The organism is Exiguobacterium sp. s132, assembly GCF_018617235.1.
Taxonomy (GTDB): domain Bacteria; phylum Bacillota; class Bacilli; order Exiguobacteriales; family Exiguobacteriaceae; genus Exiguobacterium; species Exiguobacterium profundum.
In genome coordinates this window covers 247664-272952 of sequence record NZ_JACSJU010000002.1, presented here as the reverse complement: position 1 = coordinate 272952, position 25289 = coordinate 247664, and the positions used below count along the sequence as shown (strand labels likewise).

Annotated in this window: 29 protein-coding genes and 1 other annotated feature; of the genes, 14 read left to right on the top strand and 15 right to left on the bottom strand. The window is 48.3% G+C overall.

The window, feature by feature from the left end:
- Positions 1 to 133 precede the first annotated feature (133 nt).
- Positions 134 to 1513 (bottom strand): TrkH family potassium uptake protein, encoded by a 1380-nt coding sequence (locus tag KNO78_RS12035; RefSeq protein ID WP_214691308.1) that lies wholly within the window; start codon positions 1511 to 1513, stop codon positions 134 to 136.
- A 200-nt stretch (positions 1514 to 1713) separates the two neighbouring features.
- On the opposite strand from KNO78_RS12035, the gene KNO78_RS12030 reads away from it, so the two are divergent.
- The 3 genes from KNO78_RS12030 to KNO78_RS12020 all read left to right on the top strand — a co-directional run bounded on the left by KNO78_RS12030 (position 1714) and on the right by KNO78_RS12020 (position 3530).
- On the top strand, positions 1714 to 1905 hold the full coding sequence (locus KNO78_RS12030) for a hypothetical protein (RefSeq protein ID WP_224862903.1): 192 nt from the start codon (positions 1714 to 1716) through the stop codon (positions 1903 to 1905).
- Positions 1906 to 1990: 85 nt separating this feature from the next.
- Positions 1991 to 2773, top strand: coding sequence for a flagellar motor stator protein MotA (motA, locus tag KNO78_RS12025; protein WP_015880500.1), 783 nt, complete (start codon positions 1991 to 1993; stop codon positions 2771 to 2773).
- The gene (locus KNO78_RS12020; protein WP_074034931.1) at positions 2751 to 3530 is read left to right on the top strand and encodes a flagellar motor protein MotB; all 780 of its coding nucleotides are present in this window, start codon (positions 2751 to 2753) and stop codon (positions 3528 to 3530) included. The genes motA and KNO78_RS12020 overlap by 23 nt, the downstream gene beginning before the upstream one ends.
- 33 nt (positions 3531 to 3563) lie before the next feature.
- Here the strand turns inward: KNO78_RS12020 and KNO78_RS12015 are convergent, their stop codons facing one another.
- The 4 genes from KNO78_RS12015 to KNO78_RS12000 form a co-directional block, all read right to left on the bottom strand.
- Positions 3564 to 4988: a dihydrolipoyl dehydrogenase family protein gene (locus tag KNO78_RS12015; RefSeq protein WP_159563349.1), complete on the bottom strand. Its 1425-nt coding sequence runs from the start codon at positions 4986 to 4988 to the stop codon at positions 3564 to 3566.
- The gene (locus tag KNO78_RS12010; protein WP_159563348.1) at positions 4985 to 5350 is read right to left on the bottom strand and encodes a DUF1499 domain-containing protein; all 366 of its coding nucleotides are present in this window, start codon (positions 5348 to 5350) and stop codon (positions 4985 to 4987) included. The genes KNO78_RS12015 and KNO78_RS12010 overlap by 4 nt, the downstream gene beginning before the upstream one ends.
- A gap of 64 nt (positions 5351 to 5414) precedes the next feature.
- Positions 5415 to 6794, bottom strand: coding sequence for a sensor histidine kinase (locus KNO78_RS12005; RefSeq protein ID WP_214691309.1), 1380 nt, complete (start codon positions 6792 to 6794; stop codon positions 5415 to 5417).
- Positions 6791 to 7483, bottom strand: a complete 693-nt coding sequence (locus tag KNO78_RS12000; protein WP_015880495.1) for a response regulator transcription factor — start codon at positions 7481 to 7483, stop codon at positions 6791 to 6793. The genes KNO78_RS12005 and KNO78_RS12000 overlap by 4 nt, the downstream gene beginning before the upstream one ends.
- A 129-nt stretch (positions 7484 to 7612) precedes the next feature.
- Between KNO78_RS12000 and KNO78_RS11995 the strand changes: the two genes are divergently transcribed.
- Positions 7613 to 8434: a Cof-type HAD-IIB family hydrolase gene (locus tag KNO78_RS11995; RefSeq protein WP_159563347.1), complete on the top strand. Its 822-nt coding sequence runs from the start codon at positions 7613 to 7615 to the stop codon at positions 8432 to 8434.
- A gap of 30 nt (positions 8435 to 8464) precedes the next feature.
- Positions 8465 to 9463 (top strand): alpha/beta hydrolase, encoded by a 999-nt coding sequence (locus KNO78_RS11990; protein ID WP_214691310.1) that lies wholly within the window; start codon positions 8465 to 8467, stop codon positions 9461 to 9463.
- 49 nt (positions 9464 to 9512) lie between these two features.
- Here KNO78_RS11990 and KNO78_RS11985 read toward each other — a convergent pair whose 3' ends face one another.
- From KNO78_RS11985 to KNO78_RS11970, 4 genes are all read right to left on the bottom strand, one after another.
- Positions 9513 to 11072, bottom strand: coding sequence for an aromatic amino acid hydroxylase (locus tag KNO78_RS11985; protein WP_214691311.1), 1560 nt, complete (start codon positions 11070 to 11072; stop codon positions 9513 to 9515).
- Between the two features lie 44 nt (positions 11073 to 11116).
- Positions 11117 to 11310: a binding site (T-box leader), on the bottom strand.
- A gap of 143 nt (positions 11311 to 11453) precedes the next feature.
- Positions 11454 to 12131 (bottom strand): uracil-DNA glycosylase, encoded by a 678-nt coding sequence (locus KNO78_RS11980; RefSeq protein WP_074034942.1) that lies wholly within the window; start codon positions 12129 to 12131, stop codon positions 11454 to 11456.
- 80 nt (positions 12132 to 12211) lie between these two features.
- Positions 12212 to 12847, bottom strand: a complete 636-nt coding sequence (locus KNO78_RS11975; protein ID WP_078146124.1) for an FMN-dependent NADH-azoreductase — start codon at positions 12845 to 12847, stop codon at positions 12212 to 12214.
- A gap of 119 nt (positions 12848 to 12966) precedes the next feature.
- Positions 12967 to 13398, bottom strand: a complete 432-nt coding sequence (locus KNO78_RS11970) for a MarR family winged helix-turn-helix transcriptional regulator (protein WP_047795835.1) — start codon at positions 13396 to 13398, stop codon at positions 12967 to 12969.
- 159 nt (positions 13399 to 13557) lie between these two features.
- On the opposite strand from KNO78_RS11970, the gene KNO78_RS11965 reads away from it, so the two are divergent.
- From KNO78_RS11965 to KNO78_RS11955, 3 genes are all read left to right on the top strand, one after another.
- A complete protein-coding gene (locus tag KNO78_RS11965; protein ID WP_078146123.1) occupies positions 13558 to 13932 on the top strand; it encodes a hypothetical protein in 375 nt (124 codons plus the stop codon).
- Between the two features lie 134 nt (positions 13933 to 14066).
- Positions 14067 to 14951, top strand: coding sequence for a diacylglycerol/lipid kinase family protein (locus tag KNO78_RS11960; RefSeq protein WP_074034946.1), 885 nt, complete (start codon positions 14067 to 14069; stop codon positions 14949 to 14951).
- Positions 14952 to 15008: 57 nt separating this feature from the next.
- Positions 15009 to 15554: a GNAT family N-acetyltransferase gene (locus KNO78_RS11955; protein WP_074034948.1), complete on the top strand. Its 546-nt coding sequence runs from the start codon at positions 15009 to 15011 to the stop codon at positions 15552 to 15554.
- Positions 15555 to 15566: 12 nt separating this feature from the next.
- Here the strand turns inward: KNO78_RS11955 and cbpA are convergent, their stop codons facing one another.
- A complete protein-coding gene (gene cbpA, locus KNO78_RS11950; protein WP_031424393.1) occupies positions 15567 to 16202 on the bottom strand; it encodes a cyclic di-AMP binding protein CbpA in 636 nt (211 codons plus the stop codon).
- Between the two features lie 186 nt (positions 16203 to 16388).
- Here cbpA and pdxK point away from each other — a divergent pair, with 186 nt between their 5' ends.
- From pdxK to bshB2, 3 genes are read left to right on the top strand one after another with little or no spacing between them, the layout of a single operon-like run.
- Positions 16389 to 17213: a pyridoxine/pyridoxal/pyridoxamine kinase gene (gene pdxK / locus KNO78_RS11945; RefSeq protein ID WP_214691312.1), complete on the top strand. Its 825-nt coding sequence runs from the start codon at positions 16389 to 16391 to the stop codon at positions 17211 to 17213.
- A 55-nt stretch (positions 17214 to 17268) separates the two neighbouring features.
- A complete protein-coding gene (locus KNO78_RS11940) occupies positions 17269 to 17640 on the top strand; it encodes a YojF family protein (RefSeq protein WP_074034952.1) in 372 nt (123 codons plus the stop codon).
- Complete coding sequence (gene bshB2 / locus KNO78_RS11935) at positions 17637 to 18287, top strand: bacillithiol biosynthesis deacetylase BshB2 (protein ID WP_074034954.1); 651 nt, start codon at positions 17637 to 17639, stop codon at positions 18285 to 18287. The genes KNO78_RS11940 and bshB2 overlap by 4 nt, the downstream gene beginning before the upstream one ends.
- Positions 18288 to 18448: 161 nt before the next feature.
- Here bshB2 and KNO78_RS11930 read toward each other — a convergent pair whose 3' ends face one another.
- From KNO78_RS11930 to nhaC, 5 genes are all read right to left on the bottom strand, one after another.
- A complete protein-coding gene (locus tag KNO78_RS11930) occupies positions 18449 to 19282 on the bottom strand; it encodes an undecaprenyl-diphosphate phosphatase (protein ID WP_214691313.1) in 834 nt (277 codons plus the stop codon).
- Between the two features lie 115 nt (positions 19283 to 19397).
- Positions 19398 to 20468 (bottom strand): MFS transporter, encoded by a 1071-nt coding sequence (locus KNO78_RS11925; RefSeq protein ID WP_214691314.1) that lies wholly within the window; start codon positions 20466 to 20468, stop codon positions 19398 to 19400.
- A gap of 166 nt (positions 20469 to 20634) precedes the next feature.
- Positions 20635 to 21147 (bottom strand): type 1 glutamine amidotransferase domain-containing protein, encoded by a 513-nt coding sequence (locus KNO78_RS11920; protein WP_026824537.1) that lies wholly within the window; start codon positions 21145 to 21147, stop codon positions 20635 to 20637.
- Positions 21148 to 21229: 82 nt separating this feature from the next.
- On the bottom strand, positions 21230 to 21814 hold the full coding sequence (locus KNO78_RS11915) for a DNA-3-methyladenine glycosylase (protein ID WP_196430341.1): 585 nt from the start codon (positions 21812 to 21814) through the stop codon (positions 21230 to 21232).
- 84 nt (positions 21815 to 21898) lie between these two features.
- On the bottom strand, positions 21899 to 23275 hold the full coding sequence (nhaC, locus tag KNO78_RS11910) for a Na+/H+ antiporter NhaC (RefSeq protein WP_159563340.1): 1377 nt from the start codon (positions 23273 to 23275) through the stop codon (positions 21899 to 21901).
- A gap of 217 nt (positions 23276 to 23492) precedes the next feature.
- Between nhaC and queC the strand changes: the two genes are divergently transcribed.
- The 3 genes from queC to queE are packed head-to-tail and all read left to right on the top strand — an operon-like array spanning position 23493 to position 25284.
- Positions 23493 to 24137 (top strand): 7-cyano-7-deazaguanine synthase QueC, encoded by a 645-nt coding sequence (gene queC / locus KNO78_RS11905; protein WP_159563339.1) that lies wholly within the window; start codon positions 23493 to 23495, stop codon positions 24135 to 24137.
- Complete coding sequence (gene queD, locus KNO78_RS11900) at positions 24134 to 24592, top strand: 6-carboxytetrahydropterin synthase QueD (RefSeq protein WP_015880475.1); 459 nt, start codon at positions 24134 to 24136, stop codon at positions 24590 to 24592. The genes queC and queD overlap by 4 nt, the downstream gene beginning before the upstream one ends.
- A complete protein-coding gene (gene queE / locus KNO78_RS11895; protein WP_031424381.1) occupies positions 24574 to 25284 on the top strand; it encodes a 7-carboxy-7-deazaguanine synthase QueE in 711 nt (236 codons plus the stop codon). Before queD ends, queE begins: the two co-directional genes overlap by 19 nt.
- The last annotated feature ends 5 nt before the right edge of the window (positions 25285 to 25289 follow it).

Sequence of the window (25289 nt, the reverse complement as noted above, 5' to 3'; positions counted from 1 at the left end):
ATTCATTCCTTAACCCATTATATACCAATTATTGCATACGATGAAGACCATCAAAAATCTGTGTCGCTCTTGACTACGATACCTCAAAAAAGGCTGCAACTCCTTCATGAGGAATGCAGCCTACAATACATGTTCAACCAATCAAAATCTTCTCTTTCGGATAGCGAATCTTCCGGTCGGCTTGACGTGCGACGGTAAAGAGAATGGTCAACGATCCGACACGTCCGAGAAGCATCATGAACATGATCAGCCCCTTCCCGGCATCATTCAATTCCGCTGTGATGCCGAGCGATAACCCTACTGTCCCAAACGCCGAGACCGTCTCGAATAGAATGGCAGTCGCCGGAATGTGGCCGTTCGACAAAATGACGAGTGTCGTGATCATCATAATGAAAAAGAAACTTGAGATGGCGACGACGTATGCCTTTTTGATTTGAAACGCATCAATCGTGCGCTCCATGATGACCGTTTCTTTCTTACCTGCGATGAAGGCCCACATATCCGCAAAGATAACGGCAAGCGTCGTCACTTTGATCCCCGACCCGGTCGAAGCCGCTCCTGCCCCGATATACATCAGAATCAAAATCAAACCGATCGAGGCTGGAGCCATGGTCGCGATATCAATGGAATTGAAGCCGGCCGTCCTTGTCGTCACGGCTTGGAAGAACGTCACATGTAACGCCTCACCGAGGGAGCGACCATACAATACCCCTTCGTTCGATACCCATTCAAACATCATGAGGACGAACCAAGCGACACCATTGATGACCAAGAGTGACAAAATCATGATTTTTGAATGGAGGGCGAGACGTTTCCAGCCTCTCACTTCCGTGGCATCGGCAATCGTCGTGAATCCAAGACCTCCAATCATAATCATGAGGGCGATGGTCACAATGATGGCCGTGTTCTGCTCAAATGACATGAGACTGTCTGGAAATAATGCGAATCCCGCATTATTAAAGGCAGACACTGCATGGAAGAAACCGTAATAAAGTGCTGTTCCAAAAGAATAGTTCTCTGTACTAAACAACTCGAACGTCAAAAACAACATCCCGATAAACTGCACGATGACTGTCGTGAAGACGATGTTCCGAACGAGACGAACTGTCCCCCCCGGTCCGGCTAAATTCAATGATTCTTGTAACAAAATTCGTTGTTTTAATCCGATTTTCTTGCCTAATACACTTAACAACATCAAGGCGATTGTCATAAACCCAAGACCCCCGATTTGGATGAGGGCGACAATGACCAATTCACCAAACAGGGTAAACGAGGAGCCGATGTCGACTGTCGATAGTCCAGTGACCGTTCCGGCAGACGTTGCGATAAACAAACAATCAATCCAAGAAACCGATTCTTCTTGCGCAAATGGCATATATAAAAGAGTGGCCCCAATAAAAATCGCCAGTAAAAATCCTCCCGCGATAAAACGGGCAGGTTTTTCAAATACGACTCGGTAAAGCACCTCGATTCGTTTCAAGCGCAACTCACGCGCTGACAATCTATGTCGCATCACGACATCCCCTTCACTTCTATTATTCTAAGCCCCATGTTACTCCTAGCTTTTATAAATGCCAACAAGAAAATGTATCTCTAACGTTTTCTTCGATTTTTTGGTATTATGGGAGATAGACTTTAAGAATGTTGAGGAGGTTGAATGAAACCGTGGACCCTAGTACGGTAGATCATTCGATAGAGGATGTCTCACGAAGGTTGGAGCGCCAGTCACAATGTATGCCCGCTCACCTTTATTTTCAGCTAGAAGAGTTACTCAATTGGTCACTCGAGCAAGAAGTCGTGAATCAATTGTACGCATTGTTAAAAAAATACGATGTATTAACCGATATAGAGCGTGAAGAACGAAATATCAGCATTCAAATGCTGATTGATGAAAACGGCGCTTAATCATCGGGAACGCATGTTGCGGGAGACGAGTGGCGTCTCTCGCTTTTTTGTCCTGATTTATTTCGGAAAGGTGGAAAACAAAGACATGGATGTCGTTACGTTAGTCGGACTCATACTCGGGTTCCTCACCCTCGTCGGTGGAATGCTATTAAAAGGGGCAGGTGTTGCGCCGCTGATCAACCCTGCCGCAATGGTTATCATTTTCGTCGGTACAGCCGCGGCTGTCAGTATCGCTGTATCGAAGGAACAACTTCAGAATGTTCCAAAACTGTTTAAAATCTTGTTCAAAAAACAAGAACTCCCAAGCAAGTCCGGATTGCTCACGCAATTCGTCGACTTGTCGACCCAAGCCCGAAAAGAGGGACTCCTCTCCCTCGAAACGGCACTTGAACAAGTCGAAGAACCATTTTTACGCCAAGGCATGATGATGGTCATCGACGGTCAACCTTCCGAATATATTGCGGAAGTCATGTCACGCGACATCGAAAATATGGAACAGCGTCATAAAGCAAACGCTGATATCTTCACTCAAGCCGGGACATATGCCCCGACACTTGGGGTACTCGGAGCCGTTATCGGATTGATTGCTGCCTTGAAAGACTTATCTGATATCGAAAAGCTCGGACATGCCATTTCTGCGGCCTTCGTCGCGACACTTTTCGGGATTTTCACCGGATATGTGCTTTGGTTCCCGTTTGCAAACAAGTTGAAGCAGTATTCGAAGAGTGAAGTCATCATCAAGGAAATGATGATTGAAGGGATTTTATCGATTCAAAGTGGTGAATCTCCAAAAACGCTAGAAGATAAACTGTCTGTGTATTTGTCTCCAAAGGAGCGAGCTGACTATGAAGCGCAAAAAGAAGCATGATCATGAAGAACATATTCCCGAAGGCTGGCTGATTCCTTACGCCGACTTGTTGACACTGTTGCTCGCGCTTTTCATCGTACTATTCGCATCGAGTAACATCGACCAGACAAAGCTTGAGAAAATGTCACAGTCTTTCAACCAGGTGTTCTCTGGAGGCGTCAGCGTCTTTCAAGCTTCGACTGCCTCAAACAGTGACATCAGTCGCACAGACAAAACCAATACGACCGCCAACCCACGGACGTATGAATTGGCTCAACTTGACGAGTTAAAAGAAGATGTAAACAAATACATTAAAAAGAACGGTCTCGAAAGCCAAATCAAAGCGACAATCAATTCAAGTGGTCTCGTCTTGACGATTCAAGACCGTGCCCTGTTCAACTTAGGAGAGGCGACTCTCGATGCTGATGCTCGTAACGTCGCACAAAACATCAGTCAAATTTTAGAGAAGGCGGGCAAGCGAGAGATTGTCGTCTCCGGCCATACGGATAACATTCCAATCAATACAGCACGTTTCCCGTCAAACTGGGAACTCAGTTCGGCACGTGCGACCGCGTTCATGCGTGGCCTTTTGGCAAATGATGCCTTGAACCCGGCTCAATTCACGCTCGCGAGTTACGGTGAGTTTAAACCGATCGCGACGAACGATACAGAAGAAGGTCGCTCTAAAAACCGACGTGTCGAGGTGTTGATCAAACCACTCGTCGACCTTTCTGAGGGCGAACCAAAGATGATTGAAACCATCACCTTACCAAACTAACAATCACCCACTCGTTCGAGTGGGTGATTTGTGTTATTGCATCAATTTAAAGTAGCGTCTCGCCAGTTCGGTGAGTGGGCTTTCGAACAATCGTTTCCGCCAGTAAAGGTCTGTCACTTTCTTCACGGCCTCACTTCGCGACGGATACGGGTAAATCATACGAGACAGCTTCCCGATTTTGTCACCACGTTGCATCGCATAAACGACAATTTGCATCCAATCCCCCGCCGATTCACCGACTGCATGAGCTCCGATGATTTTTCCATTTTTCTTCGTAATCACTTTGACAAAGCCTGCTTCTTGGCGTTCAGCAATGAAACGGTCCACTTCGGACAGTTTCGCTTCATACGTCTCAATGTCGTCACCGTAACGCTCGCGCGCTTCTCTCTCCGTCATCCCGACGTGGAACACCTCAGGGTCTGTGAATGTGATCCACGGGAGCTTACTATAGTCGACCTTGTTCCATAATCCAAAGAGCGCGTTCGCGACAACCGCCTTCCCTTCTTCTCCAGCGGCGTGTGTGAATGGGAGCGTCTTGATCGTATCTCCAATCGCAAAGATATGAGATTGTGACGTCCGATATGACGACGAGACATCGATATACCCTTTCGTCACCTGAACGTTCGCCCGGTCGAGACGGAGCGCATCGATTCGGGGAACGCGACCCGTCGCCATCAGCAGTTTGTCCGCTTCATATTCGACCGTTTCGCCGTTCACCTCTGTCGTGACACGAATGCGGCCATCGACCTCATCGACTCGATTGACCTTTACGCCGATTTTCAAGCGCATCGCCATCTCGAGTTGAGATTTCAAATAGGTGGCGACGTCCTCGTCTTCTTTAGGTAGGAAATCATCCTGCGCCTCTAGCACGGTCACTTGTGAGCCGAGTCGGACAAAGGACTGGGCCAATTCAAGTCCGACCGTTCCGGCGCCGATGACAATCAGGCTCTCCGGGAGCGTCTCTTCTTCAAAGACCGTTTCGTTCGTTAAGTATGGGACTTGATCGAGTCCATCGATTGGAGGAACTGTCGGTTTCGACCCCGTCGAGATGACAAATTTTTTCCCGATCAATAACTCGTTCCCTACTTTTAATTCGTGCGGACTTTGGAACGAGGCTTCTCCGATATAGACGTCGACGCCAATCTTTTCAAAACGCTCTGTCCCGTCATGGTCTTGAATAATGGCACGTGCTTTGTCGACACGCGCTTTTGACATTTGATAATGCTCTTGTCCATTGAACTCGGTTCCGAGAACTCGGGCCGCGCGCATCATCGCATTCGCTTCTTTTGAAGCGGCAATCAACGCTTTCGATGGCACACATCCGACATGCAGACAGTCACCACCTAAATGTTTGTTCTTTTCAACAAGTGCGACCTTTGCGCCTAAATTCGCAGCCCCTGCGGCCACCGTCATCCCGGCAGCACCGCCACCGATGACAATCAACTGATAGTCCTTCATCGAATCAACCTCCGGTATCGTTCGCTCACATCTTCCATTCGTTTTCGATTCACGCCAAAGTCTGAATAGCCGACACGCGACGCAGATCGAAACTCGACTTGTTGAGTAGCGTCATCAAATAAAAAATCGACATCATCTTTAAATCGCATCACTTTAGAAGTCACTACATAATGAAGTCCTTCATCTGTTTCCTTCACCAGTTCAGCCCGCGGCAACTGATTCATCGCCATCTTAATGGCTTCAATTGATTGCCCGCGACTGCCTGCATACGGCAGTGGGTCCATCCGCAATTCTTCAATTGAAGTTTGGGTTGACACAGCATTCGGACTTCCTTTTAACGGCTTCAAAGATTGATTGGCCATTATAAAAACCTCCCTCAGTCTACATACATCTATATGTAGCCTGAATTCGGGAGGTTTAATCCTATTAATGTAGTTCACTCGGGTCGAGCGGCAATAAGACGGTCACCGTCGTTCCGTGTCCGACCTCGCTCTCGATGACGAGTTTGCCTTCATGCGCTTCAATCAATTCTTTTGAAATCGCAAGTCCAAGCCCGCTACTACCTTCTGTGACATGAGCCTGATAGAACATCTCGGTGATGCGCTGCAAATGCTCTCGTGAAATGCCGGGACCTTCATCGATAATCGAGATGAAGGCAACACGTTCCGATTGCACGAAGCGGATGGTCAACGTTCCTCCGTCTGGCGAGAAACGAATCGCGTTCTCGAGGATATTTAAGAACACTTGTTTCAAACGATTCTCATCAAATAGTCCGACCGATTTTTGAGGATAGCGTTCGATGAGTGTGATGCTTTTGTCTTCAAGTGACTGTTTTAATTGCAGAGTCACTTGACGTAACAAAGAGACCAGGTCCAGTTCTTGGCGATACAAAACCAACCGACTCTCCTCAATTTTTGTATAGTCGAGAAGCTGTTCGACGAGACCGATCATGCGCTCTGTCTCCGAATGGATGATGCTTAAACCGAGCTCCGTCTCTTCAGATAGTTTCTCATCACCACCCCGAATTGTCTCGGTCCATCCCTTAATCGATGTGAGTGGTGTTCTGAGTTCGTGCGATACACTCGAGAGGAATTCGTTACGTGTCGACTGATGCTGCTGGACTTTCGCGCCTAAATACGTGAGCGTTCGAGCCAAGGCTCCAAGCTCATGTTTCTCATTTGACTCAACGGATACATCGAAGTCGCCCTGAGCCATCTCATCGGCCGCCTCGATGATGTGACGAATCGGTCTGACGAAGCGATCGGCAATCCTGATGACGGTGTATAGGGCGAGCAACCAGATCAAGACGCCAATCATGACGACCGTCATCCAAATTTCGCGAATGAGCGTGTCCAAGTCTTCAAGCGGTCGCGTGAAACTGATGGCAAACTCGGACGTATCGTTCGTCATAATGGGACTCGTGACCGACAAGTAATGTTCATCCCCGACGTCATAGTCCTGCACGACGGACTCTCCTTGCGACAGTTGCTGTAACTGTTCTTGAGAGAAAGAGGCCTGCCTTGTTCGTTGTCCCGTCGTTTTGACAATCGAACCGCTCCGGTCGACAATCGTCAAATCAGTTCCAGGATATCCGAATGTTCGGACGAGGACTGAAAAGGCGCTCGGCGTTTCAAACCCAACTTGGGCTTGAGGGTATAGATATGCACTCGTTGTCGCATGACCTAGTAACGCTTCCGACTCATACTCGTAATAGTAGCGATACGTCCCGTAAGACAAAATGCTGACGAGCAAGAGCAAGACGATCGTCACGACAATCATCATGCGAATGACTAACTGTTGTTTCATGCCTCATGTCTCCGCCATTTATATCCGTGACCCCACAACGTCTCGATGTAGACCGGATGACTCGGGTCATCTTCAATTTTTTGACGCAAGCGACGAATGTTGACGTCGACTGTCTTTCGGTCACCGAAATAGTTGACGCCCCATACAGCATCGAGTAGCGCATCACGTGACAAGACGATCTCTTCGTTTTGGACGAGATGACAGATCAAGTCATACTCGGTCGGCGTCAAATCGATCGACTGTCCATACTTCGTCACTTGTTTTGCGGCGAGGTCGATTGCGAACGGTCCCGACTTCAAGCGTTTCGAATCTTTTCGTTTCACTTTTTCGACACGGCGCAACAACGCTTGGATGCGCGCCACTAATTCACCTGGACTGAACGGTTTGGCGATGTAGTCGTCTGCACCTTTACCGAGCCCTTCAATTTTATCTTCTTCGAGCGTCCGTGCCGTCAACATGATGATCCCTACATTTTCGTCAAGATCACGAATGGCAGCACATGCTTCGAATCCGTCCATTTCCGGCATCATGACATCCAATAGGACGACATCGAACGGTTCACGGTCAAATGCGGTGACCGCTTCTCGCCCGTTCGTCGCCTCAAAGACGTCGAATCCGGCTCGTTTTAAATTGACAATAATGAAGCTGCGAATCGCATGTTCATCCTCAGCTACTAAAATTCGATTCATATCGATTTCCACCTCTTCTAGAGTTCACTTCTCTACATTATAGTTACGTTTTTGCGACAAGGTTGTCAATTGACCTTAAAAAGGTTTAGGATGGAGTCATTAGATTCTGAAGGAGGACCCCCTACTACTATGAGTTACAAGATGATTGTATTGGATATGGATGATACGCTCCTCACGAGCGACCATACGATTTCCCCTAAGACAAAAGAAGCACTTCTCGATGCACAGGCGCGCGGCTATAAAGTCGTTCTCGCGAGCGGACGACCAACGTTTGCGATGTGGGAAGCAGCCCGTGAATTAGAACTTGCGAAATACGGAAGCTACATCTTATCGTTCAACGGTGCCTCGGTCATCGATTGTGCGACAAACGAGGAGATTTTCTCGAGCACGCTCCAGCCGGATACAGTCGCCCATCTCCATGATATCAGTGAACGGGAAGGAATCGCGATTCATACGTACGTCGGTAACGAAATCGTAACCGATCGCCCGAACCCTTATACGGATATCGAAGGTGAATTGACGGGAATGCCGGTCATTCATGTCGACAACTTTAAAGATGCCGTGACAGCTCCGGTCGTCAAATGTTTGATGCTTGCGGATGGCGACACACTCGCTCCAATCGAAACGAAGCTACAAACAGAATTGGCCGGGAAATTGGCTGTAGCCCGTTCAAAACCGTTCTTCCTTGAGTTTACTGAAGCCGGTGTCACAAAAGGAACGAGTCTCGCCTTCCTTGCAGATCAACTCGGCATCGCACAAAAAGAAGTCATCGCTTGCGGTGACGGAAACAATGATTTGACGATGATTGAATGGGCCGGCCTCGGCGTCGCGATGGGAAATGCTAACACGACGGTCAAAGGAAAAGCGGACTTCATAACAAAATCAAACAACGAAGACGGAATCGCTCATGTCATCGAAACTTACATGGCGGACGTACTCGTCACGCAATAAGCTTCTGATTGTAGAAAGGGAGGAAGGAAGATGAATAAAGGGTTGAAACGAGCTGGAGTCGGATTGATTGGAACTGCGGTCGCAGGAGCGGCTTATGTGTTCCTCTCACCGAAACCAGCCACACGTTTAATCAAAACTTCGTTTGCGGGGGGAAACGAAGTGGAGATGAAGGGATTCGAGGAAGTCGTTCAAAAGACGTCTGTCCGAAAAGACATCGACTACTTGTCTTCTTATGACAATGGAACCTTTGATTTGATCCGTTATGAAGGAAATAGCCGCACGGTCCCTACCATTTTTTGGGTACATGGCGGATCATTCGTCGGTGGGGATAAATCGGATGTGTTAAAATACGCCACTTCAATTGCGAGTAACGGCTACAACGTCGTCAGTATCAATTACGCACTCGCACCTGACGTGATGTACCCGACCCCTCTCAAACAAATCGAAGAAGCGTACTCGTTCATCGCTGAGAACAATGACCGCTTCCGTCTCGATTTAGACCGCGTCTTCTTTGCAGGTGATTCGAATGGTGGACAGCTCGCTGCACAGTTTGTCGGAATTCAGTTGAATGACGACTATTCGCCTTCTGCTGAAGTGGGACAAGTCGTACCAAAATCCTCAATCCTCGGTGCCATCCTCTTGTCTGCACCGCTCGACTTGAAGCGCACATGGCTCGAATCATCAAAGTCAGTGAACCGCTTCTTGTTCAAACGAATCGGATGGGCATACTTCGGCACATACAATTGGGAAACTCTCCCGGTCGTTGCTGAAGCGTCGCCACTCGTCAATGTACCGGCCACATTCGTCCCAACGTTTATCGCGGACGGGAATGACCATTCCTTTGAGGAGCAGGCCAAGGAATTTGCAACGATTCTTTCAGGACGTACGGATGTCACGACTGTCTTTTATGATTGGAACGAGCACGAGCTTGGCCATAACTATTACTTCGAAATGGACCGCCCAGCGGCTAATTCCACGTATCGTCGTTTGATTACGTTCTTACGTGAAACGACAAATCAATCTGTATAACGCACAAGAGGCGACGTTCTCCTACAGTGGAAAACGTCGCCTCTTTTCGTTAGCGCAATAGGTCGAACGCGCGACCAATCAATTCATTTCGGGATGGGGAAGTTTGACGCAATGCTTCAAGACGTTCAATCAATGTCTGTTTCAGTCCTTCATCCTTCACCAACTCCAGGCACTCGATGTGTAATAACCAGGCGTCAGGGTGGTTCGTTAAAATCTCTGGGATGAGACCATCGATTGATTCTCCCCGCTCACGCATGAGATGGATGCGGTTGAACATCGGATCATCGTTAGTCCATACACGTTCATCCCGTTCGATGATCACCGGTTTTTCAATCATCATCAGCTCGTCTACCGTTGTTCCTGGGAAAACTGATGGAAGCGAATCGACACGTACTTCGAGCGAGTCGAGTGAGATCGTCCGTCCTTCTAGGTGAACCGTCACGTCTTCGAGTGCACCGGATGCACATGCTTGCCGAATGCTCGTCCCGTCCTCAAAGAGGTCATCGCGATCGAGCGCGGACTCTGTGTCATGAGCGATCAGTAGCCCGTGTCGCTCTTTTTGTGTGAGCTGTCCATGTTGTACAATTGAACATTCATCCCATTGAATGAGCGTATGTTCTTTCGACTCCGTCATGTGACGAACGATGCCGACACGTTCTGATCCATCTTCAAGTCGAATCGTCGATTGACTTCCCGACGCCAACGCTTTCGCCACAGATTCAATCCCACCTTTTCGAATCGCCATTCTTCCCTCTAGTTCATCTAAGACAGAAGAGAGCGTCTCAAAGTTTGGAATAACGAATAGCTCTTTTTGCATGTTTGTCACGTCTTGCTTCGTCTGTAGCGCGTGCTCCAAGTCGAATGGATGTTTGACGACCGCATCTGTCAGACAGTGACGGCTCTCTCCTACCGATGATAAGAGGCCTGCCCCGTAAATCATCGGGTTGTCGAGGTCACCAATCAATCCGAATTCAACGGTCCACCAAAAGATACGCGCGACCTGTTGTGCTTCAGAAAAGCCAGTCACTTGCGCTTTCGCCTCATGTACGGCTTTCTCCGCCGCCTCGATGTCCTGTTCAGTCGAATTCGCATTCTCCTTCACAATCGTCAAGCGTTTCAATGCGGCGAACGAGGCATGTTCTTCTCGGTTCATGAACGCCTTGGCCCCTAATTGACCGAAGCGTTTGACGATTGCCGAAAACGTCGGGTCCATCAACATTGGCGCATGTCCCGCCGCCTCGTGAATGATGTCAGGGGCTGGACTGTATAAAATATTCTCGACTTTCCGAATGTCTGTCGCGACCGGGAGCATCCCGTTTCCTTGGAAGTCAAAAAAGGCAACGCCGGGGATGAGCCCATCCACTGCGACCGTCGACCATCCTGCCGCCTGCATCTCATCCGTCATCTGTTCGACGTTCGGCAATCGATCCGGTCCCATTCCCGTCCGTTTCAATCCTTCGATGTAAAACGGATGCGCCTTCCCTTCTAACGTGTGCAAGTTCAACCGCAACACGAAACGCCAAACGGCATGATCTGTTGGTGTGTATTCATTGTAGAACTGCGGTGAAATATGTGGGGCTAGGTGTTTTGGAATCGATTGTGTCAACATGTGAAGTCCTCCTTTAAAATCAAAAAATCCCTATCGATTGAATCGATAGGGACGACAAAGCCGCGGTACCACCCTGGTTGCTAGAAAAATTCTAGCCGCTTGATCCGATAACGGGGGACCGCTCAATGATGAGAGCTCAGGAACTGTAATTCGATTCATCTTTTGGGCGTGTTCGCAGCACCACACGCTCTCTGGGCCAGGGAAGATGTCTCTACTTCGGTTCTTTCTTCGCTTTTCTTACATATCCAATTCTTTATCTTTTCTGCAGTTATGCTGTTATGCATATATGCTTTTAAGCACTAAAGTGACGTCTTGTTAGTTACTGTACCAAAGCTAAACAAAAGCGTCAACAAAAAACAGCCTGCGAATTTTCGCAAACTGTCAGAGACACCACTCAATCGGAGATTTTCCCCACTCCTTCAATGTATCGTTTACTTTGGAGAATGGCTTAGAACCGAAGAATCCACGATGGGATGACAAAGGACTTGGATGTACCGACGTGAGCACTTTATGTTGGTCTCCAATCCATTTCATTTTCTTCTTCGCATCATTTCCCCACAAGATGAATACAATCGGTTCCTCACGACTCCCGAGCCGCTCAATGATGGAATCAGTGAACTGTTCCCATCCTTTTCCACGGTGAGAGCCCGCCTTTCCCGCTTCAACCGTCAGTGCCGTATTTAAGAGAAGGACGCCTTGTTTCGCCCATTTCTCGAGATTGCCACTCTTCGGGAGATCACATCCAACGTCATCTTTTAGTTCTTGAAAGATGTTTCGTAGAGACGGTGGGAAACGAACCCCGTCCTGCACCGAAAAACTGAGTCCATGCGCTTGATTCGGTCCGTGGTACGGATCTTGCCCTAAAATGACGCACTTCACTTCACTAAATTTTGTGTGAATAAATGCGTTCCAAATATCTTCTCGGGCCGGGTAAACGATCGTTTCTTCATAAGCTTGGTCGACGAATTGCTTCAACTGTTGAAAATAAGGTCGTTTCATCTCTTCTTGGACAATATCCGTCCAATCTCCAAGTAGTCGACTCGATAACTGATCTGCCATTGCATACTCCCCTTTCCCTTTGTATCATACCCAAAATAAATGCATACAAAAAGACGAGTCAATCGACTCGTCTCTCTAGGTTATACCGTTACTGCGCCTGCAACTTCTTTCGCAAGTGCCTCAGCTTTCGCTTTCGCGTCTGCCACGATCTCTTCGATTTTATCTGGGTATTGGTTCATCCCTTCGACCGCTACCGTCGTCACTTCAGATACACCGACGAACGCGAGCGCTTGGCGAAGGTATGCGTCTGCGAAGTTAAGGTCAGTTCCTGTGTAGATTCCGCCTGTCCCTTGGATGTGGATCGCTTGTTTGTTTTCAAGCAAGCCGACAGGACCTTGCTCCGTGTAACGGAACGTTTTACCTGCCATGAGCACGCTATCGAGGAACATTTTCATACGTGCTGGGAAGAAGAAGTTCCACATTGGAGTCGCGAACACGTAAAGGTCCGCTTCCATGAATTTCTCAAGCATGCCGCTCATTGTGCCTACCTTTTTCGCTTCTACATCAGTGAGCGCTTCGCCTGAAGCGAATTTGCCCCATGCACTGAGCACATCTCCGTCGATTTCTTGAACATCAACATCGTAGAGTTCGATTGCTTCCACTTCGATTGATGGATTTTCTGCTTGGAGTGTCGAAACGAATGTTTCTGCCACTTGTTTGCTGTATGAAAGTTCAGTTGGTTTCGGGTTAGCCGATACATATAATACTTTAGTCATCGTGTAATCCTCCATTTGTGTAATCTCTAATTTTTCAATAACAGTTAGAACTATATCATCTGTATATCTCATCGTCAATTATTTTAATTTCAAGATATTGAATAAAAAAGCAACGGGCTTTATTTGCCCGCTGCGTTATAACCGACTCGTTTCAATAACGAAATCAATTGTTCCGTCTCTTCATCACTTAACGGTCCATATATATCTTTGAAGATTTCAATATGTTGCGGATAGACGACGTCCATGAGCGCCTTTCCATCGTCTGTCAATGAAGCATATGTGACACGTCGGTCAGACGGGCAGGCGATTCGTTCAATCAGCCCTCGCTTCTCCAACTTATCGATCACATATGTCACGCTACCGCTCGTAATCAAAATCTGATCCCCAATTTGTTGCAACGGGGTGTCTCCTCGTTTATACAGTACGGATAAAACACCGAACTCTGTTGAATTTAACTGGTGGCGTCGTAAATCTTCTTTCACACGATCACTGATGGCATCCATCGTACGCGCAAGAACAACCCACGCCTTCAATTCAAGGGATTCAATCATGTCGGTTTCACCTCAATTCGTTCATCATATATCACTAGTATAGCAGGACTTATGCAGTATAAGCCGGGAAAAATACTTCGTCAAGGAACTTCTTCATTGTCGCCCATGTCGGAAACGTTTAGAATGGTAGTATTGTGATTTTAAGAAAGGGTGGACCGTATGCGTGAGTATTACGAAATTTCATTGACGATTAGACGGGAGTTTTTGCATGCTGTCATCGATTTGTTGAATCGGGAAGGCATCGCACCGGACTATGCGCTCGAAAAAGAAGGCGCGGTCTTTTTATTATTCAATCATTTACCTTGGCCAAACGTGACCCGTGAACCGCATGCCGTGGAACGTTTCTTATTGACGTTGAAACGATCGGACTATTTATTCGTCAAAACGAAACGTAAATCACCGGTCCCCGATCATGAACCGGTCGCCTGTATGGGGGCTCTCGTCTCCCCGTTCAATGAACATTTGCGCATCGAACTTGCCGTGGACGAGTCGGAAGCAAGTCATTTAGATATGTCCGCATTCCGTCATTATTAAACAATCGAATGCCCAACGCATCCCCTTGAAGATTAGAGCGAGATAGCTAATCGACATGGGGATTTTTTAGGAGTATCTGCTTTCTTTGACGGGAATAAAGGACAGTATTCGAGTTGAAAAGGAGACATGTTGGAATGGACACAGTCATGTTAATCGTCAATCCATCCTCAGGGAAAGAGTTGGGGGAACAACACGCAACACATGCCGAAGAGGTGTTGCGCGAACGATATGGACACGTCGATGTCCGCTTCACTGAAAAGGAACAGGATGCGACGAACTTCGCACGTGAAGCGGCAGAAAAGCACTATCAGGCCGTGATTGCGATGGGTGGGGACGGAACCTTGAACGAAGCGGTGACCGGTCTAGCCGAGGCTACTCATCGACCTGACTTCGGTATCATTCCACTTGGGACGGTCAACGACCTCGCCCGTGCACTCGGTGTCCCAAGTGACCCTAAACAAGCAATCGAGGCTCTCCGCGACGCTGAACCGACACCGATGGATATCGGAAAGTATGAGAACGGTTATTTCATGAACGTCATCGCCATCGGGCTCATTGCCGAAGCTGTCGACGAAGTAAGTGTGGAAGAAAAGACGAAATGGGGACCGTTCGCTTACTTGATTGAGGGTGTAAAAGCGTTCCGTGAACATAGTCCATATGAGTTGGCGCTTGACAGTAAAGACGGGGAGTTTGATGGCGAGGCTTATCTCGTCGTTATCGCCTTGACGAACTCGGTCGGAGGATTCGAAAACTTCGAACCGGACGCGCGACTTAATGATGGTCTTCTTCACGTCTATATCTTTGAAGAGCTCGGGTTAAAGGACGCACTTCAATTAACACCCGCCCTCTTTACAGGAAAGTTGAAGGAAACGGATAGCGTCACCTCATTTTGTACGTCACGGGTGAACGTGACCTCGCCTGATGCGCTTCCTGTAAATGCTGACGGGGACACAGGCGGCAAGCTACCCCTCACCTTTGAAGTATTGCCGAGCCACTTAAACGTATTAAAGCCGGTATAAGAGCAGGAATTTTGACGATTGAATCGAATGTGTTCAAGCGAGAAAGGAGAATGACCTATCAATATCTCACTTGTTCCATTAACAGTCGCATCCGGCGACATCGTCGATACATTCAATCGTTGGAATAACGATCCTGAGATCGTCCATCTTATTCGCCCGAGCCGCTCTAAAGAAGAATTGACCGCCCATTATGAGATGACGGTTGACGATTTAGAAGAACGACTCTTAACACACGATATTTTCCTTATCTACGCAGATGACCATCTCGTCGGAGAAATGAACGTCATGTATGACCCGCCTCATTTATATCGACAAGAACCCGGTACAGCTTGGCTCGGTTTCGTCATCGGCGAATCTGTAGGTCGCGGAAAAGGCGTTGGCACAGAAGCTCTTCGTTTGTTAGAAGAGCAATTGCGAGCCAAACAAACACCTCGTATGGAACTTGGCGTATTCGCTTTCAACCATGCGGCCCATCGTCTCTATACGAAATGTGGGTATCAAGAAATCGGTCGGATCGAGCACTTCACCTACTGGGACGGTCAATTTTGGTCCGATATTCGGATGGAAAAACGACTCGACGAAAAACCCTTTCACGCCAAGTGAAAGGGTTTTGACTTAGTTCTTTAAGTTCTCGACTTCGACAATCCGGAAGCCTTTTTGTTCAAGCTTAGAGACAACCTTGTTTTTCATGTCTTCTTCACAGTCTGGTGGTAGTGTCACGAGTACCCGACGCAATACTTTACTTTTCGCATCGAGCGTCATCAAGCTCGCGATTGATGTATATTTGTTCACGATTTTCGTGATTTTCTCAAGTGCCCCAGCCTGTTCGCTCAAGGCGATTGTCAAGACGTAACTACCCGTGTCGCGACTCCATGCTTCTTCGAGCATCCCGAGCATCTTACCGTGGGGAAGAATGCCATAAAATTCATTGCTCTCATCTTTCAATACAGCAATGTACGGCAACTCTTTGATTGAGAAAAATACTTCAAAGAATCCATCTGACTCATGGACGTACTTTTGTGTATTCTTGATGAGTGTCATCACATTATCGTCCATGTTTTCCCCGTTCATTCCATGACGATAAATATGCATCTTGTAAATGTTACCGCGGAAAAATTTCCCCGTCTCGTCTAAAACAGGTACACAACGGTATCCTGTTTCTTCAAGCGTATGAAGCGCTTCCCGCAATGTTGCCTTTTCACTGATGGTGACAACATCTTTCTTCGGGATACATAAGCTATGCACTAACATGCGTTTTCCTCCCAGCCAATAATAAAGTGGTCTACACCCTATTCATTATTATTCCCCAAATATGATGAATATCCTGCATACTTTTTCTGAAAAGTTATGAACACTTCTCGTAATCCTTGCATTTGTCGGAATTCAAAAAAGTCGTTATAGTGAAACTATCCAAACAGACAAAGGGGATGGACGATTATGACGATGAAAAAAGCATTGACGATTGCCGGTTCTGACACAAGCGGCGGCGCGGGAATCCAAGCCGACCTCAAAACGATGGAAGAACTCGGTGTATACGGTATGACAGCTTTGACTGTCATCGTGGCACAAGACCCACATAACGCATGGAATCACGAAGTCTTTCCAATCGACACGACCTTGATCGAGAAACAAATCGATACGGTGCTCGCTGGAATTGGAGTCGATGCAGTGAAGACAGGTATGCTCCCGACACCTGAAATCATCGAACTCGCAGCACGGAAGATTAAAGAATACGGAATCCAGAATGCCGTCGTCGATCCGGTCATGGCATGTAAAGGTGCGGATGAGATTCTTGATCCGAACGTTGCGGTCGCGATGCGTCAACACCTCGTACCAGTCGCAAAAATCATCACACCGAACTTATTCGAGGCGCGTATGCTCGCTGGCCTTGATAAAACACCCGCAACGATGGACGAAATCAAAGAAGCCGCTCGTTTAATCCATGAACTCGGCGCAGAGATCGTCATCGTCAAAGTCGGTGGCAAACTCGGATTCGATACAGCATTCGACGTCTTGTACGACGGAAACGAATTCCGCCTTCTTGAAAGTGAAAAAATCGAGCCTGCGTTCACACACGGCGGCGGATGTACGTTCTCTTCTGCCATCGCAGCCTCACTCGCCAACGGTCACACGGTCGAAGAAGCGATTGAAATCGGAAAAGAGTTCATCACAGAAGCCGTTCGTCATTCATTCCGTCTTAACCAATACGTTGGACCGACGAACCATACCGGATACCGTAGAAAAGTAGCAACACAATCGTAAACAGATGACCCGGAACTACGTGTTTCGGGTCATCCTTTCCATTGGAGGGACAGACGTGAAAGCGATTCAACCTGATCACATTCAGCACTATTTAGACAATCACGTCGCGACACCACTTTTCGTCCATGTCGAGACGACGAACGGTGCCTACGCGACACATAATGACCCGGACTTTCATAACGCCGGGATGTTTATCCGTAATGCCAAAATCGAATACAGCATCGGTCAAATTAAAGGAAATGGTCCCTATCGTGTCGGTTTAAAACTCGATCACGGTTGGCTCTATGTCGAGGGATTGACCGACTATGAAATGCACGAAGAACAGTTGTTACTCGCTGGTCACGATCGTCTCGGTCGTCTCGCATGTGCGCTGCACATCGATATCAAGCCGCTCCCACAAGGCGCATCGGAGGTGGAGAATCAATGAATGGACCGTTACTCGTCATATTCCCACACCCGGACGATGAGGCGTTCAGCTCGGCCGGAACGATTATCCAACATCGTCAAAAAGGACTACCCGTCACATATGTCTGTTTGACGCTCGGTGAAATGGGACGTAATATGGGTTCTCCAATCTTTACGACACGTGAAGAACTACCGAAAATTCGAAAACATGAACTCGAAGAAGCATGTCGCATGATGGGCATCGAGGACCTGCGTATGTGGGGTCTTCGTGACAAGACCGTCGAATTTGAGGACGAGGCCGAGCTCGCTGGTCGCTTCCGCGCATTGATTGACGAAGTGAAGCCGGAAACCGTCATCTCATTCTATCCAGGATATGCCGTCCACCCGGACCATGAAGCGACAGCCCGTGCCGTCGTACGAGCGCTTCAAGAGATGGGCGAGACGCGCCCTAAGTTCTTAGGTGTCGCCTTTGACCGCCGCACAGAAGACGAACTCGGACAACCTCACGTCATCGTCGATGTAACGGAAGAGAGCGAACAAAAGAAAGATGCCCTGTTTGCCCACCGGTCTCAGACGGAAGGTCTGCTTCGTGCGATCGATAACGCAGAAAACGCCCACGTCATGGAGTTACTCCAACGTGAGCGCTTCTATCATTATCCGTTCTCATGATTCATAGGCTAGACGGGTCATATAAAGCAATGCCCCGACGGTCCCAAGACCGATTAACGTTCCGAATACTACAACGATTTGTCCCATGTTTTCACCTCTTCTAGACTTTACGAACAATTCCATTCATTGGTTTCAAACACGTGCTATTCGCACGTGTTTTTTTAGAAGTAAAGAACGTAAATCACGATGGCCAATACGATTCGATAGACCGCAAACGGCATCAATTTCACTTTGTTAATCAACTTCAAAAAGAATTTAATCGAAAGAAGTGCGAACAAAAACGCGCTGACGAAACCGACGACAAACACGGGTAACGTATCGAGCGTGAAGTACGTCCATTTGCTGTACAGTGACAACGCACTCGCTCCAAACATGATCGGTACCGCCATGATGAACGTAAAATCTGCCGCTGCCCGGTGACTCATTCCGAGGAGAACCCCTCCAGAAATCGTTGAACCGGACCGAGAGAACCCAGGCCATAGTGAGAAACATTGAATCAACCCGACACCAAGTGCTTGCTTGTACGTGATGTCATCGAGCGTAGCGGTCGTCTGACGCTTCACACCGGATAAATCTGCAGCAATCATAAAGAATGCCCCAATGACTAACCCAATCAACACCGTCTTGACCGAGAAGAGATGTGTATCGATGTAGTCCTCAAACAGTACACCGAGGACGCCAGCAGGCAGCAATCCGATCAAAATATGTATGAGATTGAACTGACGTGTGGTTCCGCTTTGTCTTAAGGTGAGGAGCGACTTTGGATTCAGTAACGTTTTGAACCGATCTCGAAAGACGACCACGACCGCTAAAATCGACCCTAATTGAATGACGATTTTAAACGTATTCGCTACTTCCTGACCTAAAAATTGACTCGAATTCAACCAGAGACCGTCCACGAGAATCATATGACCGGTCGACGAGACTGGGGCAAATTCCGTCAATCCCTCGACGACACCTAACAAAAATCCTACAAATAATTCATACCATTCCACGTTGTTTCTCCTATTGACTCGTTAAGATTGTTCTCATCATACACTTCTCGGCACAATCTTTCGTCCGTCTTAAGACGTAAAAACAGACATGGCTTATGACCCATGTCTGTAAAAATTATCGGGCGGTCGCATGAACGAACCAAACGACAAGCCCAATTAAGATGAACGCCAAAAATAGCGACACTGTCGTTCCTACAATAAAGACCAGCCCCAACACGAGGATACCGAGATGCCATAGCATCGAGACGGATGATTCCGTCGTCGCTCGAATGGATGAAGGAACTTGATGATGCAGAAGACCGTAATAGAGCGGCTCCATCGCTCCATATATAAGAGCCAACAGCCCCATCAGCCCGATTCCGATTGGATTCGGAAAAAGTCCGATGACAAGAAATCCACCGCCCATTAGCCAACCGAACCCGTTTAACCAATGTTCGGATGACGCAAATCGTATAAGTGTCCCCGCAAAAAGTTGACCAGGTAACTGAATCAAAAGCAGGACGCTTGAAATGGCACCGAACCAATAGATCGGGATGGATACATCACGTGCATACAGTTGCCAGAACTCATCGATGAAATTGAATGCGGACACGGCTGCCAAAAATCCGATGGTGACGTTACGAAGGGATGTGTGAGACCACACAAATTGAAATCCTTTCAACAAGTGCCGCCACGTCAATCGGTCTTCTCCTTCGCCGTGAACGGGTTCAACGAGAAATAAGCTACACACGGTCGCCATCAATAAACTGAGAATGGAAAGTCTGTAGTTCCACTCCAATGGAAGGTATTGAGCCAACATACTGCCACTCCATGCTGCCGTCACAGCGGCCATAATCCCAATCGCGTTCAGTTTTCCAAGAACCCGTTCGAACGACGACGCTTCATGACTTTCTTGTAATGACTCGTATAGCAGCGCATTCTCTGCCCCACTTCGAATGACCGACCCAATGGCCGAACAGCTGATGGCGACAAAAAATCCGCTGAAGGTGAACGAGTATAACAAGATCCAAAACGATAACCACTCCAAGGCTACACCTACCTGGATTAGCCGACGCCGTGTCGTCCGGTCCGCCCACACGCCGGTCGGCACCTCGAACAAGACGATGATGAGCGCATAGATCATCTCCAAGTAGACAACTTCTTGAATCGAGATGCCTCGTGACTCCCAAAATAACCGTTCAATCACGTATGCGGGAATCAGCCCTTCAAACCAGCGAATGCACCCTAACCAAACAATGTTTCGACGAACTTAACTCGGTGAACGTGCTCGTTTTCTCATTTGAATCGCCTCCTTATCTTTCTTATTCCCGAATACACAAAAAAACCACGAGATTCCTCTCGTGGTCGACGTGTTATTTTAATAAGTTGAGAATCTCACGATTGAATGCCGGAATATCATCTGGTTGACGGCTCGTCACAAGCTGATTTTGACAGACAACGACTTCTTTGTCCGCATATTTCGCTCCGGCATACTCCATATCGACTTTAATCGATTTATAGCCGGTTGCGTCACGACCTTCTAATGTCTTCGCCGTAATCAACAGCTGTGGTCCGTGACAGATTGCAAAGACAGGCTTCTTCGCATCCATGAATGCTTTGGCGAACGAAACAAAACGCTCGTCTTCTCGCAATAAGTCAGGTGAGAACCCGCCAGGTAAAAGAAGGGCATCAAAATCTTCCGGCGATACATCGTCAATCGATTGGTCGATGTTCACTTTCGCCTCCCCTTGTTTCCCTTCTACCGTATTACCCGCTTTCTTCTCGATCGTCACGACATCATGTCCCGCATCCACCAATGCGTCACGGGGACCCGTGAATTCTACATCTTCAAACATATCCGTAATGAGCGTTGCTACTTTTGCCATGTTCTAAACACTCCCTCTGTTTGTTTTATGCACATAGGGACTGTTCCACTGGCATGAATCAATTAAACATCTCCAGGAGCATTCAACGGAACTTCGAGACGTACGGATTGTCGCGTTCAAAAAATCGATACGGATAGTCACGCGCCTCGCCCGTGTTCGGGATGCCGATGCGTGGACCCGCCTCGATTACTACTCCTGCTTCACCCTCCACGATATAGAGTGGGTCTTGTTGAAAGGAATGACCGTATAAATCCATCGTGATCCCGAGTGCTTTCGTCAACTTCCCTGGGCCGTTCGTTTGGTCATATCGCTTCACCCCAGGACGGTTCGTTGCAATCCATTCATGGCCTTGAATCGGTTCGACAGCTCGAATCAAGACGGCTTCTGGTGTGCCGACCGGTCCACTAACCACGTTCAAGAGCGTATGCGTATGCATCTGATAGGTGTACACATGCCCCGGTTTCCCAAACATGACTTCCGTTCGCTTCGTCCGACGCCCTCCGAAGCTATGCGCTGCTCGGTCGATGGCACCGAGGTAAGCTTCCGTCTCGACAATCTTCGCGATGATGTCACCTTCTGGATGTCGCCTCACCAAATATTGCCCGAGTAAGGCACGCGCCAAGTCAAGTGTCGGTTGTTCATAAAATGCTAAATCGAGTCGCTTCATGGTTCCACCTCCATTTGTTTCATTTTCTCAAAAATCGTAGCTTGCACACAAAAAAGATGCCCTGCATGGCAGGACACCTGGACGTTATGATGCGATTTTGAGCGATTCACGTTGCTTTCCCAATCGGACGTATCCCAAAATGATGGAGAAGACCGGGCTGAGCCAGAGGAAGAAGGCAAACGGTGCGTATTCCAATACAGGTACGCCGAGTGTCGCTGCGAAGAATGCGCCAGAAACTCCCCACGGAATGAGCGGGTTGATGACGGTCCCGCCATCTTCAAGTGCCCGTGACAAGTAGCGTGGGTCGATCCCACGATCGATAAACCCTTGCTTGAACGCCTGACCCGGCAAGAGAATCGACAAGTACTGTTCTCCCGCGAGCAAGTTGACACCGATTGAACTGAGGACAACTGATAGGACCGAGCTCCCTGGTGACTTCAAACGCTCGAGCAACGATTCAACGATGGCTTGGAAGACACCAAGTTCACGTAATAAGCCACCGAACGCGAGGGCGATCAAGACGAGACTGACCGACCAGAGCATCGATTCAAGACCACCTTTATCGAGTACATTCGCAATCAATTCATTCTCGACACCTGACTTGAAGCCCGACTGCATGACACCGAGCCAGTTCGAGATGCTCCAGTTCCCTTGAACGAAACCGGCCGTCAACACACCGGCGAACATCCCGACGAGCATCGTCGGTAAGACCGGCATGCGGCGGAAGGCCAGTACTGCGACAAGGACAGGAGCAATCAACGTGAGCCATGAGAGGTCGAAACGTCCACTTAATGCGGCTTGCGCCTCTGCGATTTGTGCCGTGTCGGCAGTTTGACCGCTACGTCCGAGGAACGTGAATAAAATCAACGTGATGATGAACGCTGGAATCGTCGTCCCCATCATGAAGCGAATGTGGTCGAACAATTTGACACCCGCCACTGCCGGCGCAAAGTTCGTCGTATCCGACAACGGGCTCATCTTGTCTCCGAAGAGGGCACCCGACACGATGGCACCTGCAGCGAGCGCTGGCGAGATGCCTAGTGCCGTCCCGATTCCAAATAAGGCGACACCGACCGTTCCGACGGTTGTAAAGGCGCTTCCTGTGAAGGTCGAGACGATCATCGTGATCAACAAGACACTCGGCAAGAACCATTCAGCAGAGATTGTATTTAGACCGATGGAGAGGATCGTCGCGACCGTCCCGGACATTTGCCATACTCCGATGAGCATCCCAATCAACAACAAAATCAACACCGGCATGATCGCTTCACGAATTCCGTTGATCATCGCCGTTTCAATCTGTTTGAAGTCGCGTGAACGATAATACGCATATCCACCTACTATTACCATTGTGCCAAAAATCGCCATATGTGGCGTCGCTTTGGCCAAAAACATCAGTGCGAGCAAGGTAATCCCGCTCATCAACACGACGAATACAGCTTCTTTTCCTTTCATCTGCATCGACGTCCCCTCCTTTCGTTATATCTTCTTTATTTATTATTTTGCCTAACCGCTTAAACGCTTTTATGCACAAAAGCATGTCAGTGATGTTTTTTACTATACTCGCTTCCTTTCTCCCTGTCAAACGTCTTTTTATGATAAATTATATGCTTGAGGGTGACCTCCGGAGTTCGTAACCTCCTCCGACATCAAAACTAGCGAAAAGGAAGTGTGCTTCATGCAACACGAAAAAGCATTGGTCGTCTTTAGTGGTGGCCAAGATTCAACCACTTGCCTGTTTTGGGCAAAACAACAATTCTCTCATGTGGAGGCGGTGACGTTCGCATATGGTCAACGCCATGATGCGGAAATCGAAGTCGCCAAAGAAATTGCGACAGAACTCGATGTCCCACACCACATCCTCGATTTGTCCCTACTCGGACAACTCACTTCAAACGCGCTCACGAGACACGATCTCGACATCGACAATGCGGACGTCCCAAACACGTTCGTCGATGGACGCAACCATCTATTCTTATCGTTTGCAGCCGTCATGGCCAAACAACTCGGTATGCATCACATCGTGACCGGTGTATGTGAAACGGACTTTTCAGGTTACCCGGATTGCCGAGACCAATTCATCAAATCACTCAATGTGACACTCAATTTAGCGATGGATTATCCATTTGTCATCGACACACCGCTCATGTGGCTCGATAAAAAAGAAACGTGGGCTCTCGCCGACGAACTCGGTGCCTTTGACTATGTCAAAGAACGCACGCTCACTTGCTACAACGGTGTCATCGGTTCAGGTTGTGGAGAATGTCCGGCGTGTAAGCTTCGTCAAAACGGACTTACAGCTTACGAGGAGGTGCGCGTATGAAACATGCTCCATTCCTCGCTCCGACCAGTGTCGAATCAAAGCAAGAAGGATCGCTCATCTACTGTCCGCATCGCGTTCAAATCGTCAAAGAAGTAACGTTCGACGCGGCGCACCATCTCTTTGACTATGACGGCAAATGTCGTGCCCTTCATGGTCATACTTATAAGCTCCAGATGGGTGTCAGCGGCTTTCTCGACAATCGCGGCATGACACTCGACTTTGGTGATTTGAAAAAGATCTTCAAAGAAGAGCTTGAGCCGTATCTCGATCATCGCTATTTAAACGAGTCACTCCCTTATATGAATACAACTGCAGAAAACATGTGTTATTGGATTTTTGAACAACTGGCGACACACTTGCCAAATGAACGCGACGTCCGTGTCGAGTTCGTCCGTCTGTATGAAACGCCAACGTCTTACGCTGAGTTCCGCCGTGAATGGTTGGTGGAATCGTGAAAATCCCTGTTCTTGAAGTGTTCGGACCGACCTTTCAAGGAGAAGGACGCGCCATCGGACAAAAGACGATGTTCGTTCGGACCGCCGGTTGCGATTATCGCTGTTCGTGGTGCGATTCCGCCTTTACGTGGGACGGTTCAGAAAAACCGGACATGCTGACAGCCGATGAGGTGATTGCTCGCCTGGATGCACTTGGTATGTACGATTACGTCACCATCTCGGGTGGCAATCCACTCCTTATCGCGGCTATGGGAGACTTGGTCGAGAAGTTGAAAGAACGAGGCGTCACACTCGCCGTCGAGACGCAAGGCAGCCGCTATCAAGACTGGCTCACACAAATCGATGACGTGACCCTCAGTCCAAAACCTCCATCGTCTGGTATGAAAACGAACTGGGAGCAACTAGACGCTATCGTCGAACGGTTGCGCCCGGAGCAGACGACATTCAAAGTTGCTGTCTTTGATGAAGTGGACCTTGCCTACGCGAAAGAAGTGCAGCAGCGCTACTCACCGGACGTCATGTATTTGTCGGCTGGTAACCCGGAGCCCGGTGCAGACGGCGACATCACCGATGCCCAGCTCCGTCGTTTGAAACAACTATGGGAAGACGTTGCACGTGATCCGTCATGGCAAAGCGTCCGCGTCCTACCGCAACTACACACATTACTGTACGCCAACGAACGTGGCGTGTAAGGAGA